General features: G+C 57.7%; 23 protein-coding genes and 1 tRNA gene. All 24 read right to left on the bottom strand.

Features of this window, described 5'->3' with window-relative positions; all coding sequences use genetic code 11:
• Window position 1: 1 nt before the first annotated feature.
• Entirely contained in the window at window positions 2–643 is a 642-nt protein-coding gene (locus Q5Q88_RS00710; protein ID WP_302741191.1) for an HK97 family phage prohead protease, read from the bottom strand.
• Window positions 624–1895: a phage portal protein gene (locus Q5Q88_RS00705; protein WP_302741190.1), complete on the bottom strand. Its 1272-nt coding sequence runs from the start codon at window positions 1893–1895 to the stop codon at window positions 624–626. Before Q5Q88_RS00705 ends, Q5Q88_RS00710 begins: the two co-directional genes overlap by 20 nt.
• Window positions 1896–3632, bottom strand: coding sequence for a terminase large subunit (locus Q5Q88_RS00700; protein WP_302741189.1), 1737 nt, complete (start codon window positions 3630–3632; stop codon window positions 1896–1898). It lies immediately after the preceding gene.
• Window positions 3616–4032, bottom strand: coding sequence for a hypothetical protein (locus Q5Q88_RS00695; protein WP_302741187.1), 417 nt, complete (start codon window positions 4030–4032; stop codon window positions 3616–3618). The genes Q5Q88_RS00700 and Q5Q88_RS00695 overlap by 17 nt, the downstream gene beginning before the upstream one ends.
• Window positions 4033–4207: 175 nt before the next feature.
• A complete protein-coding gene (locus Q5Q88_RS00690; protein ID WP_302741185.1) occupies window positions 4208–4522 on the bottom strand; it encodes an HNH endonuclease in 315 nt (104 codons plus the stop codon).
• 20 nt (window positions 4523–4542) lie between these two features.
• Window positions 4543–4630: transfer RNA gene (locus Q5Q88_RS00685), tRNA-Ser, on the bottom strand.
• Between the two features lie 169 nt (window positions 4631–4799).
• A complete protein-coding gene (locus tag Q5Q88_RS00680) occupies window positions 4800–5249 on the bottom strand; it encodes a hypothetical protein (protein WP_302741183.1) in 450 nt (149 codons plus the stop codon).
• A 9-nt stretch (window positions 5250–5258) separates the two neighbouring features.
• Window positions 5259–5696 carry a dUTP diphosphatase gene (gene dut, locus Q5Q88_RS00675; protein WP_302741181.1) on the bottom strand — a complete coding sequence of 146 codons (438 nt, stop codon included), beginning with the start codon at window positions 5694–5696 and terminating at the stop codon, window positions 5259–5261.
• Window positions 5696–5974 (bottom strand): hypothetical protein, encoded by a 279-nt coding sequence (locus Q5Q88_RS00670; protein WP_302741179.1) that lies wholly within the window; start codon window positions 5972–5974, stop codon window positions 5696–5698. Before Q5Q88_RS00670 ends, dut begins: the two co-directional genes overlap by 1 nt.
• Window positions 5975–5983: 9 nt before the next feature.
• Window positions 5984–6406: a single-stranded DNA-binding protein gene (locus Q5Q88_RS00665; RefSeq protein WP_302741177.1), complete on the bottom strand. Its 423-nt coding sequence runs from the start codon at window positions 6404–6406 to the stop codon at window positions 5984–5986.
• The gene (locus tag Q5Q88_RS00660; protein WP_302741175.1) at window positions 6396–6566 is read right to left on the bottom strand and encodes a hypothetical protein; all 171 of its coding nucleotides are present in this window, start codon (window positions 6564–6566) and stop codon (window positions 6396–6398) included. The genes Q5Q88_RS00665 and Q5Q88_RS00660 overlap by 11 nt, the downstream gene beginning before the upstream one ends.
• Window positions 6560–6874: an integration host factor, actinobacterial type gene (gene mihF, locus Q5Q88_RS00655; protein WP_302741173.1), complete on the bottom strand. Its 315-nt coding sequence runs from the start codon at window positions 6872–6874 to the stop codon at window positions 6560–6562. Before mihF ends, Q5Q88_RS00660 begins: the two co-directional genes overlap by 7 nt.
• Complete coding sequence (locus Q5Q88_RS00650; protein ID WP_302741171.1) at window positions 6852–7022, bottom strand: hypothetical protein; 171 nt, start codon at window positions 7020–7022, stop codon at window positions 6852–6854. Before Q5Q88_RS00650 ends, mihF begins: the two co-directional genes overlap by 23 nt.
• Window positions 7003–7278, bottom strand: a complete 276-nt coding sequence (locus tag Q5Q88_RS00645) for a hypothetical protein (RefSeq protein WP_302741169.1) — start codon at window positions 7276–7278, stop codon at window positions 7003–7005. Before Q5Q88_RS00645 ends, Q5Q88_RS00650 begins: the two co-directional genes overlap by 20 nt.
• Before the next feature lie 150 nt (window positions 7279–7428).
• Complete coding sequence (locus Q5Q88_RS00640) at window positions 7429–8604, bottom strand: site-specific integrase (RefSeq protein ID WP_302741167.1); 1176 nt, start codon at window positions 8602–8604, stop codon at window positions 7429–7431.
• Window position 8605: 1 nt separating this feature from the next.
• On the bottom strand, window positions 8606–8794 hold the full coding sequence (locus Q5Q88_RS00635) for a hypothetical protein (protein WP_302741165.1): 189 nt from the start codon (window positions 8792–8794) through the stop codon (window positions 8606–8608).
• An 11-nt stretch (window positions 8795–8805) separates the two neighbouring features.
• Window positions 8806–8949 carry a hypothetical protein gene (locus tag Q5Q88_RS00630; RefSeq protein ID WP_302741163.1) on the bottom strand — a complete coding sequence of 48 codons (144 nt, stop codon included), beginning with the start codon at window positions 8947–8949 and terminating at the stop codon, window positions 8806–8808.
• Entirely contained in the window at window positions 8946–9236 is a 291-nt protein-coding gene (locus Q5Q88_RS00625) for a DUF3310 domain-containing protein (protein ID WP_302741161.1), read from the bottom strand. Before Q5Q88_RS00625 ends, Q5Q88_RS00630 begins: the two co-directional genes overlap by 4 nt.
• A gap of 12 nt (window positions 9237–9248) precedes the next feature.
• A complete protein-coding gene (locus Q5Q88_RS00620) occupies window positions 9249–9593 on the bottom strand; it encodes a hypothetical protein (RefSeq protein ID WP_302741159.1) in 345 nt (114 codons plus the stop codon).
• A 370-nt stretch (window positions 9594–9963) separates the two neighbouring features.
• On the bottom strand, window positions 9964–10419 hold the full coding sequence (locus Q5Q88_RS00615) for a Lin1244/Lin1753 domain-containing protein (protein WP_302741157.1): 456 nt from the start codon (window positions 10417–10419) through the stop codon (window positions 9964–9966).
• A gap of 224 nt (window positions 10420–10643) precedes the next feature.
• Entirely contained in the window at window positions 10644–10922 is a 279-nt protein-coding gene (locus Q5Q88_RS00610) for a hypothetical protein (protein ID WP_302741155.1), read from the bottom strand.
• On the bottom strand, window positions 10912–11313 hold the full coding sequence (locus tag Q5Q88_RS00605) for a hypothetical protein (protein ID WP_302741153.1): 402 nt from the start codon (window positions 11311–11313) through the stop codon (window positions 10912–10914). The genes Q5Q88_RS00610 and Q5Q88_RS00605 overlap by 11 nt, the downstream gene beginning before the upstream one ends.
• Before the next feature lie 204 nt (window positions 11314–11517).
• Window positions 11518–11955 carry a hypothetical protein gene (locus tag Q5Q88_RS00600; protein ID WP_302741151.1) on the bottom strand — a complete coding sequence of 146 codons (438 nt, stop codon included), beginning with the start codon at window positions 11953–11955 and terminating at the stop codon, window positions 11518–11520.
• Window positions 11939–12109 carry a hypothetical protein gene (locus Q5Q88_RS00595; protein ID WP_302741149.1) on the bottom strand — a complete coding sequence of 57 codons (171 nt, stop codon included), beginning with the start codon at window positions 12107–12109 and terminating at the stop codon, window positions 11939–11941. The genes Q5Q88_RS00600 and Q5Q88_RS00595 overlap by 17 nt, the downstream gene beginning before the upstream one ends.
• Window positions 12110–12111 lie beyond the last annotated feature (2 nt).

Here is a 12111-nt window from a genome sequence, read left to right as displayed (position 1 = left end):
TCTAAACCTTTCTGCTCTTGGCGATTGCCAATGTTGCCCGCGCGATAGCGAGGGCGCGATTACGACGCGCAAGCTCCTTGCGCGACTGCTCAATCTCTCCGTCGAGCAGATTCCTTGCTGAGATCTCCGTGTTCGGGTCAGCGGGCAAGCTGACTGCCGACACGTCGAAAACCTTCTTAACGCGCGTGATCGTCGTGGTATGGGTGTCGCGGTCGTACTCGTCGGCAGCGACGGTGAAAGCCCACGACATGCGCGTGATGAGTCCAGATTGAATCTCTTCATAGAGGTCGCGAGCCGCTTGAGACCGCGAAAGGTCGGCCGCGATGAAAAGCCCATGCTCATCCGGCTCAACAATAAGCGTTCCGTTGCTGATTCGCGCGAAGACCTTGCCCGAGTGGTCGAACTGCATGATGACATCTGACATGTCGGCATCGCGGAAAGCGTATGGACTGATGACCTCCGTGTATTTGACCCCGTTGTAGTCCTCGAATAGCACATAGGGGTCATCGAACGTCGAAGCATACCCCTCGACGTAGTAATCGCTGTCGATGCGCTTCTCTTTGCCACCGCCGTCCTGCGCGACGCGGGCGATCAGCGGCACGGACAGAGAGCGGTACTGTCGCTCATTGGGCTTCGCTGGCATCATCATCCTCCTTGTATGCCGACGCGGATTCATTTGACTCGATTACGGATATGTTCGCGTTCTTAGCAGCCGCGTCAGCGGCCTGCTCGACCGTATGCTCGCTGATGAGGGCCAGGTCGATGTACTCGCCACGGATCACGTGGCGCTCTCCGCCTTCGTAATGGGCTGATTGGAAGACGTCAGCGACCTGGTTGCCGCACCAGATACCACGGTCGAAGAGCGCGACGGAAACATTCAGTTTGGTCGTGTTGCTCGCGAACTCCAACCGGTTCGCGCTGAACATGATTTCGTTGCCGTGGGCAATCTCGTTCGGCGTGAACGTCATCGCGGTCATGACGAATCCGAGTTGGACCGCAAAAGGCTCGATGCGCCCCTCGTAATACGAGTTGAACGTGTCCTCGTCGGCCCGATTCATCACGATGTCCTCATTGCTCCCGAAGAAGCGATAGGCGCTCTTCTCGATGCGCTCCATCTGCGCGGCATCGACCGTGTAGCTCGTCGGCGTGATCTGCTGCACTTCGCTGAACAGCTTGTCGTAGACCGCGATGCCGCCAGCGTTGTCAACTGAGAGCTGGGAGTTGAATCTCTTCCGCGCCGCTTCAGAGTCAATCTCATTGCGGTTCTGGCTGAGCTTGCCGATGAAGCGCACTGCGGCACCCTGCCTGATGGCCGTCTGCTCCGCCTCTGCCTGTGCGTGCATCAGCTCAAGCGTCGGCTGAAGCACGTTCGTCCCATCGCCGAACAGGTCGGACTGGTACTGATGCCTCGTCATGACGCCGACGCGCGACCACTCGACAAGCACCGTGTCACCCGTGGGGAAACGTAGGTTAAGCCAAAGCTCGCCACCGACATCGTATGCCTCGCATTGCGATGGGAGGACCGGGTAGTAACCTGTGACCTCATCGCCATCGCCGAGCGGCACGATGAGCGCCGTGTCGTTGACCTGAAGCATCGTCCAGACGCGCTTTATGAACTGAGGCGTTGTCATCCAGGGGTTTGGCGCGTGGCGAAGCGCGCGCGCCGCATTCTGCTGTGCGCTCCCGGAGATCTCCGGCTTGAGCTTGCTCGCATGGTCGGCACCGCTCTCGATGATGCTGCGCGTCAGCTCGGCCTCATACAAGCCGCCCTGCCACGTACTAAAGCTCGGTGCGTATGCGGTGAACGTTTCGAAATACCCGTTGACCGCCTGCATCTGCGGTCGATGAAAGACGGCATCGAACAGCGAGCGCATCACCGGTCGTGTACTTGCCATTTAACCTCCAATCATCGCCGCGTAGTCATCGGCGATGTTCTTCATCGCAATGAACGCGTCGCATTCGGCCGCCCAAGCGTCTATTCGGTTGCGCGGGTCTTGGTTCTTCTTGTCCGGCTGGATGTTGCCGTTCACGTCGGTGCGGATCGCGACGTTCGAGCGGCACCACTCAGCGATGGGGTTTCCGTTATCGACAATCCGCCCCTCCTTATAGAGGGCGCGAAGCTCCTTCATCGGCATGCTCAAAGTCTGAGCGCCCTGGATGATCTTCTGCAGGTTGTCCGCGCCGAAGTAATCCTCATAGGCTTCCTGCGTCGGCACGTCGCGCATGTGCCACGGGTCGTAGCCGCACGCCACGGCGTAGATGCCGTATTCGCTCTGGACCTCGGCAACCCAGTCGAGCACGTCGCGCTTGTCCATGATCGGAGTGTCGCACGTCCTCATGAGTCCTCGCGCGATCCACGCATCGTATGGGACTCCATCGCGCCCGCCTCGCCGACCCTCTCGCTCTGCCTGCTCCAAGGCTCGCTGGGGAATCCACGCCATGTGCATCGCGTAGATGTTCGGGTCACCGGGTCGCTGCATGAGCAAACACGCCGCCGTCAGGTCGGTTGTGTCAGCAGCATCGACGCCCAGCACGGCGTAAGTGAATGTGCCGTCACTCGGGTCGAACGTCGCATCGTTGTGTATCTCGTCCCACGTGAGCCAAGCTTGGCTCTGGTTCTCGATGAGGTTGAAGTCCTTTACAAGCAGGGTCGGCAGGAAAGTCGGGTCATCTTTGGCCTTCGAGACGTTCTGGCGCAGGGCGGCGAGCGACTTGATGGTTCCCAAGCCCGGATTCGCCTTAATCCAGAAGCTCTCGTCCTGCCATTCCTCGCGCTCGTCAAGCTCGAAGATGAAGGCGATGAACCTCTCTGCCTTGTCACCCGTCGCTTGGCCGTCGAGCCATTTGCAGGCGTACTCGTACTGGGCGTCGAAGATGCCGTTTCGGACGAATCCGTTTGTGGTGATCTCCAAAACCAGCGGCTGTCGGCGCGCCGACGTGCCCTGAATCGTCAGGTCGTAGAGGTCGCGGTTCTTCATGGCCGCAAGCTCGTCCACAATCGCGCCCGAGATGTCGAGGCCGTCCAGGTGGTTCGTGTTCGCGCTAAGCGCCTTGATGCTTCCCATGTTCAGGTCACAATAAAGGTCGGACACACGTTTTCGCACATGGCGCGAGAGCGCGGGACTCGTCATGACCATACGCCAAGCGTTGTTGAAGCCCTTCGCCGCCTGATCGTGCGCGGTAGCGACGTTGTAGACCTCCGGTGCGCCCTCATCGTCGTTGATGAGAAGGTCAAGCTCGATGGCCGATGCCAAAGCAGTCTTGCCGTTCTTGCGCCCCATGATCCAAAGCACCTCGCGGTACTGGCGCGTGCCGTCGGCGTCAACGAACCCGAAGACAACCGAGAGGATCGCCAGCTGGAAAAGCTCAAGCTCGAAATCGTGACCCAAGCGTCCAGACGGCAGACGGCAGAACCGCTCGATGAACTGAACGTGCTTCTGCGCGTATTCCTCTCGGAAGTGGTAAGGGTAAAGCGTGTCGGTGTTGTCCATGTCGCGCAGGATGTGCGCGGCAACTTTGCGCATCTTGGCGCAGGCGGTTATATCGCCGCCGAGTATTCCGCCGAAATACTCCCTGATTGCGCGTTCGCACGACCCGTCGGCACCCTTGTAACGCCTAACACCTCGTCTCATTGATGAAGTCTATCAGCGCGTCGGCGGCGGCGGTTCCGTTGGGCATCATGTCTGCAAGCTGCTTGACCGATCTGCTGAAGGTCGTGAACAGCTTGTTGTATGCGGAGAATCCCGGATGCTCGCGCAAGCCGGATTGGCCGCCACCGTTGTCGTACTCGGTGAAAATATCCTCATACAACAGGTCGGCGCGTGCATCATCGAGCTTGACCTTCATGAAAGCGAGGTTCGGGAGCAAGGGCATGATCGCCTTGCGCTTCTCATCGGGAATCGCGTCCTTGGTCAATTCGCGAAGCTTCTTAAGCTCGCTGTCTATGCGTGATTGCTTCGACCTCGGCGCTCTCGGCGGGCTGTTCGCCGCGACTTTGCCGGAAACCTCCGAAGTATTACCAACTTTTGCCATGAGCGCAAGACCACCCCCCTTCGAAAACCTTCCACGCGCATAAAACTATCTCCCGGCGTTGGTCCCCTGCCACCCACCCTGTGTTTTTGGGATGGGGGGATATTCCGCCGTGTCTAGCTGCGGTTTTGTGTCCCGCTTTTGCGCTTGGTCTGCGTTGTGCTGTGTTCGTGTGCCGTTAATCGAGCGGCACCAGATTGCCGTCACTGTCAAAGCCGAAGCCCTGACGTGTCGCTCCCTGCCTGATCCACCCATGCACTTGCTTGTGGCATCGGTCGCACAAGCTCACGAGGTTATCAGGGTTAGTCGCAATGTCAGGGTCGTTCACGTTCGCAGGGCTTAGCTCCACGATGTGATGCACCATGACCGCCGGGGTGATGTCACCGCGCTTCAGGCAGTGTTGGCATAGGTGCGCGTCTCTGGTGAGCGCAACGTCACGCGCCCGCTCCCATTCCGCACTGTGGTAGAAGGCGCGACTGAAGTCCTTAGCCATCGCGCCTCCCTTGTGTCAAATGGCGGAGAGCACAGGATTCGAACCTGCGGATGCCTGCGCATCGTCCGGTTAGCAACCGGATACATTAAGCCGCTCTGCCAACTCTCCGCGTATATCGGAATGTCAGACTCTATATCTGAATTTATGACTCCTATATCGAAGTTCTGATATGTCCAGATATGAGGAAGGCCGCGCAGGTTCCCCCGCACGGCCTTTCATGACAATTCACCATATCGAATCTTAGCAGAACTTGGAAACTGAACGCAACCGACGTTTATCAGGCGTTCTTTATAAAAGCCCATCCGACCGCATCAATATACGCAAAACCTACATCACATAGTTTGCGACACCATTGCTGCGAACTCTGCATAATCTCGGCAATCTCGTCCCACGGCTGGGCTTGCAGATACCCCATGCAGATCGCGTCAGCGTAGCGCGTGCCCTTTAGCTTGGCGAGACCTCCGCGCCCGTCAGCGCCATAGAGAAATTCGCACGCCTCGTCTATCTGCTTGCGAGCATCGGCGATGCGCCGCTCCAATCGCTTCTCAAAGTCGATGCGCTGGATGATGGCGAGCGATGCGTCTGTGCAGAATCCACCGCCGCCCGAAGGCTGGTAGCTCTGCGCCTTTGCGCCCTCCTTAGCCCTCATGCACTCCAGCATTTCCCGCGCCTGTTCGGTCTTCACCACCTCGGCGCGGATTCCATCGAAATACTCCTTTGCCTTCATGCGTTTCACCTACTCGATGCCTGTGCTGCCGAAGCCGTCGGTGCCGCGCTCGGTCCCGCTAAGCTCTTCCACCGGTACAAGGTCGCACGGAACATAAGGCATCACGACAAGCTGGCAGACGCGCGTGCCCGCATCGATGGTCACGGTCTCGTAGCTGAGATTGATAAGCGGAGCGCACACCTCGCCGCGATAGCCGCTGTCGATGACGCCGACGCTGTGGGCGAGCGTGATGCCCTGCTTGGATGCAAGGCCGGAGCGCGGGAAAAGCAGTCCGACACAACCGCTGGGAATCTCGATTGACAGGCCGCAGCCGACGATACAGCGCTGCATCGGTTCGAGCGTCACGGTTTCCGTGATGCGCAGATCGAGACCGGCATCACCTTCGTGGGCGTAACGAGGCACCTCCATGCCTTCGGCAACCTTAACGTTGAGCTTTCGTCCGAACATTAGAAGACCTCCTGACTTGTGAGAAACGAAACGCGGTCCGCGGGAACCCAACGCGCCCCGCAGCCGCCATGCATCGAGACGTGGCGGATTGACACCTTTCCGCGATGGCTCATGGCAACGACGCGGTAGCGAGCGCCGTTGTAGAGAACAACATCATCGAGGGCGAGCGTCCGCCCCTGTTCGTCTCGCGGGTTTGAGCGGGTCACATCATCGGCTTGGGCAAGCAGCTCGCGCAGCTCTTCCACCTCTTTGCTTCGCTTGAAAAGTTCCAACAACATCCTTGCTCCTTAAAACGGAATATCCTCGTCGTACACGTCTGGCGTCGGTGACGTCGCAATCGGCTGCGCCTGTTCCGCCGGTTGGGCATATGCGTTCTGCTGCTCGCGCTTCACCTGCATCAGCTCGACGTTCTCAACGCGAATCTCCCAACGCTTCAAGTTCTGCCCGTCCTTCTGATAGGTGTGCGTCCTCACTCTTCCGGAAACGGTCACCTTCACGCCCTTGGTGAGGTACGGCGCGAGCGCTTCGGCACGCTTGCCGAACATCGAGCAATCGGGCCAATTCGTGTAATCGCCCCAAGTCCCATCGCCGTTAGGCACGCGGTCATTGACGGCAAGAGAGAAAGTCAGGATGGGCGTGCCGCTCTTGGTGTACCTCAGTTCGGAATTGGCTCCGAGATTGCCGGACAGAATGACGTGGTTAATGCTCATAAATCCGCTCCCTTAAAATCCCTTTGATCTCGATGACGTTCGCAGAAATGAATACCAATTGCGCCAAGACAAGCAGCATCATGTCTTTTTCAGCATCGGAGCCGAAAAGAGCGAGCAGCGACAGCAAGCCGCCGCACAGGTAGAAAATGGCGGTCAGCATCCAAGGACCTCCAACAGGGCGGCACGCTGGCGAACGCCAAGACCCTTGATGCGCCGACCATCTGCAATTTGCAAAGCCCTCATAAGCTGCTGAGTCTTTGCATGGCCGTACCCAGGCATGGAGTTAATGACCTGCTTTACGCGCATGTTGGACACTGCTTGGCAGTCGGCGTCGGCGAGCTTTAGCACCTGACCAAAGGTCATCAGGCCAGACTTCAGGTCATTACGGACAATCGCCCGCTCCCTGCGAACTTTCGAAGCCTTCTCAAGATACTCGCGGCGTTGCTCAGTGGTCAGATTCGGAATCATCATTGCCCCTTTCGAAAGTCACGTACTCGCATCCGTGCACGATGCGAACCGGTGCCGTGTAGTCGCTCAGCGCTTCCTCGACGGTGGAGGTCATAAGCTTGTGCTTGATCCGCATCCACTCGTCATCGTTAACCTCGATTTCCTTCACTTACTCCACCTTTCATAACTCGATAAGTTCCGGTGAGCTTCAGGCTCTTCAGCATGTCCAGAGCGTGCCTCGCCTGAAGCTCTCCGCAGATCCGAATTGATTGCGCGGGAATGTCAATCTGGTACGCGGTCGCTGCCGCATCGCGATCTTTGTCCCATCGATCCTGCAACGCGTCGAAAGTCCGCATCATTGACGCCTTAAGCTTGTCGCTCACATCGAGATTCGAGACCAGTTCCCGAGCTTCATCGTGGTTCATGGCACCCCCTTTTCGTGATTGCCTGATAATTACTTCTTATCTGTCACCCGCTATCAAAACCAAAGCCAAAAGCCGTGGTTTACCTTGCGTTTCTTCCTCTGCTTGATTGATGGCAGAAAAAGCGCTTTGGTTCACTTTTGGCACACCTCCTTACCCAAGCGCCCGGCGCTTTGCTTCGCTGAAGAGCTGCGCCGCCACGGCATCGCGACCGGGCATCAGGTGCCCGTAGATCCGGAGCGTCGTTGCCTCGTCAGCATGGCCCATCCGCTCCGAGAGCGTCTTTAGGTCGCAGCCGTTGGCGATGAGCCACGAAGCATGCGTGTGCCGCAGGCTGTGGAACGTGATCTCCTTCGGAAGGCCGCACGAATCGCGGATACGGCTGAAAGCGCGTGAAATCGTCGTTGGGCGCATATAGGAGCCATCGAGCGTCACCAGAGGGGAATCGACATCGAGACGCCCGAGAACGGCATTCTGCAGCCTCACGAACGAATCGATAACGCCCAGATCCTCTGTGGTCACGGCGATGTTTCGGCATTTGCGGCCTTTCGTGACATTACGCCGATACGGCTTCGCCCCGGCGCTCTCGATGACATTGCCGCCGACGTGCAGGAACATCTGATAGCGCTTCACATCGTCCCTCTGCTCCGCACACACCTCACCGACGCGCATTCCGGTCACGAGCGCGAGCCATGCGGCGAACGCATAGACCGCACGGCGGTATTCGCTCATGCTGGTCCCCTCGACGCCCATCGCCGATTCGAGCCGCGCGTTGAAGTCCTCGAAGTCCCATTCAGTCAGGGCGCATGCCTCATGCCGCTCGGGCGACGGCTTCGACACGTAGACAATCGGGTTGGCGTCGCATATTCCGGCATCGACAAAGTGGTTGTAAGCGCCTCTCAGGAAGTTGTGAACGTTGATGACGCTGTTCCTGCAAAGACCCTGACCTCCGACAGATTTGGGCATGAGCAACGCCTGCTCGAACCGGTTGAAGTCCATGACGCTGAGATCACGAGCGTTGGCAGTCCTTAGAAACCTAGCAACGTAGTGCGTGAACAGTCGATAACTCTTGATGCTGTTGGGACTTGCGCCGTTCCGCTCCCTGAGCTGGACGTAATCAGCAAGAAGGTCGATCAGGCGGGCGCTCTTAACCTCTCCGTTCGCCGTGAGGTTTGCCGCCCACGTCTCCGCGAGTTCCAGAGCCTCGGACTCCGTTGCGGCGTTGGGGAATCGCTTATAGGGGCGGATCGCCCTGCCGTCAACGCCGCGACCGAGATACAGGCGGCATTCGAAAACTCCGTCCCTGCCCCTTTTGACCGTGACGCTCATGCTACTTGCTCGCCCTCTTGAACATGGAGAGCATCCAGACGATTGCCGAAAACACGAACGCCGACAGCACCAAAAAGCCGTAGCCGATTCCGAAGAAAAAGCCGACAGCAAGGCTTACCGTCACGGCCAATATGACGATGCCCGCAAGTATCATGACGGCCAATCCGTCGATCAGGTCTTTGTTATCCATTGGTTGCCCCCTTAAGACATTGCGGCCAGTGCCAGGAAGATGAGAAGTAAAGCGACCGCGCAGAGCTGCCGGTAAACCCACCAATAGGCGAAGAACGCCGCCGAGGCGGTCAGGATGGTGGTGACGATGGCGATTGCGATGCGGTGGCGTCTCACTGCTCGCCCTCGATCTCGGCAATGAGGTAGTCGATGCACTGGCGGCACTTGCGCAGATCCTGGACCCCGCCCTTGCGACGCCAACGCCAGATGTACTTGAACGCTGCGGCCCACCAGTGCGCGGCGATCGCCGGGAGGGCGTAGGTATCGCCGCTCATCATCGAGCGCATGGCATCCATGCATTCGATCTTGCCGTCTCCGGCGTAATGGTCGGGATGTTCAACGGGATTGCCCGCGAGACACCCTGCAAGCTCCTGAAGCGTCTTTGCCTGTTTAACCTCGATCATCTTCAAACTCCTTCAGTGATGATTTCTGGAACGGTAGAATTTGGCATCTGAATGAATCGCCTCGAACAAGTCTGAAATGAACGCTGCTGAAAGCATCGTGTGCATTCTCAACGCCGAATCGTTAACGTCACTGCTCAGTTCGAGCAGATTCCGAATGTCAATGTTCGGCTTCGATAGGGCTTCGAGCACCGACGCGGCCTCACTCCTGATTTCGGCGATGCACTGTTTGCAGTAATCGATCTTGTCATCCGATAAGCCCATCGACCTTCTCCCTTCCTGGCTTGCTGCCGTCCCTGCCCGTCTCACGGCAGAGCCAGCATGATTCGTGCTCTTGATGATTTCGGACGAACCAATCAATCGGTCGCTCCTTGCCGCAGATTGGGCATCGTCGTATCTCTACGCGCCCGTGATAAGTTCCCCAAGGCATCTACGATCACCCCCAAACACGCGATGTGGATAACTCTGTGGAAAACCTGTTGAAAACAGAGGTCTGAAATCGCAGATTCGAGCGTTTCGGAAGTGCCTGCAAAGAGAAGAAGCAAGAGAAATAACCTTGCTTGTAAGGTTGACTGACAAGCAAGTTGGCTGGTTTGGTTTGGTTTTAAGAACCAAACCAGCCCTTTTCTTTATCTTTCTTTTATTTACTTTTATGCTTTGGCTGGCATTTGCGAGCTGGTTAACCAAAGCAAAAACCAAAGGTTTATTAGCTGGTTTGCAGTGCATCTGTTTACACCTCCCTACCTGCGACTTCTTCAGATGAAGCCTTCTTCCGAGGTCTTCCGCCCTTGCGCCCATTCGCCCTGAGCTGACCGAGCTGAATCGCGTTTTCTTGCAACCTATCGCTGTGCAAATTGCCGTTTCCATCGCTCTTCAACAGCTGCAAATCAACGAGATCCGCAATGAACGCCTTGCAGTCCTCCGTTGCCGCAAGGTCATCGAAATCACCCCCGGTTCCGAACCCGAGAACCCGCGCGATGATCCTCGCGTCCTCGTCCGTCTGAAACGCAATGCTGTGCCCAGTAGATGACGCGAGGTATTCGCACAGCACCCACCATCGCCCGTATCCGTCATATCCACGGCGGAGGATTAACCGCATGCACTTGTCATCGTGCACGGCGTTTGAATCGTGCTTGAAATAGGGCATCGGCTCGCGTGATGCGACTAGCACCTCCTTGCTCGCCATGTCACACCTCCCCACACTCTTCCTCGTCGCATTCGGCGTCTGGTTGCCCGTGCTGGTGCCATCCGTCCCAAATGCAGTGCTCCCATTCGCGGCAGTTGGTCCAGATCTCCCGACCCCTGAACAGGCAGCACGATTTGGTGCTGAACGTCTTCTGTTCGAACTCGCATTCTCCGGGCGTCGGCATCGGCGGTTCGCCGAAATCAAGCGACAGCTGTCACTGCCCGCTAGTCCTCGTCATCGTCGGAGATGTCGAGCGCGATTGAAGAGCCGATGTATTCAAGCAGGTCTTGCAGGTGCTTTGCGGTGTTCTTCTCAGGGTCAGCCCTGCCATCGAGAAGAGTGCAGACCCAGGCGAGGGTTCCACGCACGACAGAGAAGACGGCGGGCATGTCGACTTCGACCTCAGCGCCGGATTTCTTGTTGAGAAGCTTCATGCTCCCGCAGGTGACGAAGGTCTTTGCCCCGACCTCATCAATCAGATTGATGATCTCTTTACGCTTCATGGTTGTTCTCCTTTTCATCGAAGATTGAGTGCTTGATTACGATGTCCATGTCCGGGTGCAGGTTGAGCAGGTAACGCGCGAGCATCGGCGTAATGGTGTTGTTGATCCCATAGGTGTGCTCATGGCCGTTCAGGTCGTAGAAGGTGACCGGGTTGAGCTTCGAGCGCCCCTCATACCTCTGCTTTTCTATGAGGTATTTGGTCGATACGCGCTTTCCGTGCGCCGCGATGGCGAGCGCCGTCAGCTCGATTTCCCTGAGCGCTTGCGGGTTGAGTGCGCACCATTCATCGAACAGCTCGCGATGATCCTGAATCCTGAGCGGCAATGACCTGGGCTTGCTTTCATCGCGCATGACTGATTCGAGCGAGCGCGTGCAATCATCAACGTCCATTGCCGCGCTCCCTGCATGCCCGAATGTAGTGCCCTAGCACGCGCTCTGCCTCGGCTCTAGTGGCTGTCGGCGGGATGTTCAGGCGCACGCGCTTGAAGACGGACCCTATGCAGCTCGTTTCTGGCGTCCTCGTGCTCTGCTCGATGCGAGCGACCCAATAGCCCTCTGAATCGCGATGGAGGCATACGATTGGATACGGATTGCTCATCGCTCCACCAGCCTGAACAGGTATGCCATGCATGCGATGATGGCGGTGATGCACAAGCCGATGCCGAGAGCCGCCATCATGCCTTGCCCTATAAGGGATTCAAGCGATAAGAGAACTCCGTTGAACGCATCGGCAAGAAGCTCTGCGACTGCGAGCGGGATGATGCCTGTGATCAATCCAGCCGCAAGCGCATAGAAGCCCCAGCGTTTCCAACGCGGCATGTGCGTTAAAATGTCCTCTGTCAATTGCTGGCTGCAATCTGACGCGCCCGTTCGAAGTTGCCGCTTCGGGCGGGCATCTTTCTTCTCATTCCCCAGATACGAACCTTGCCGAGTGCGTACCTGCACCAACGGAACTGCGCGGCGCGCAGCCGCGTTGCTTCGGGCATCCGTAAAACCACCCCCAAAACCAACGGTTTCAATCTCGGTTTTCATCGTCTGAAACCCCCGCTTTCCTAACCGGTTCGGCTGCGCTCTTGCCCATCCAGAAGCCGAGTGCCCCGATGCCGATGAGCCAGATGACGAGCGTCGGCGCGCTCACGGGGCTGAACAGCGCAATGACGATGAGTGCGATTGCCAGAGCGAGCATTG

Source organism: uncultured Collinsella sp., assembly GCF_959026545.1.
Taxonomy (GTDB): Bacteria; Actinomycetota; Coriobacteriia; order Coriobacteriales; family Coriobacteriaceae; genus Collinsella.
The sequence above is the reverse complement of the archived record's forward strand: the minus strand, read 5'-3'. Positions and strand labels throughout refer to the sequence as shown.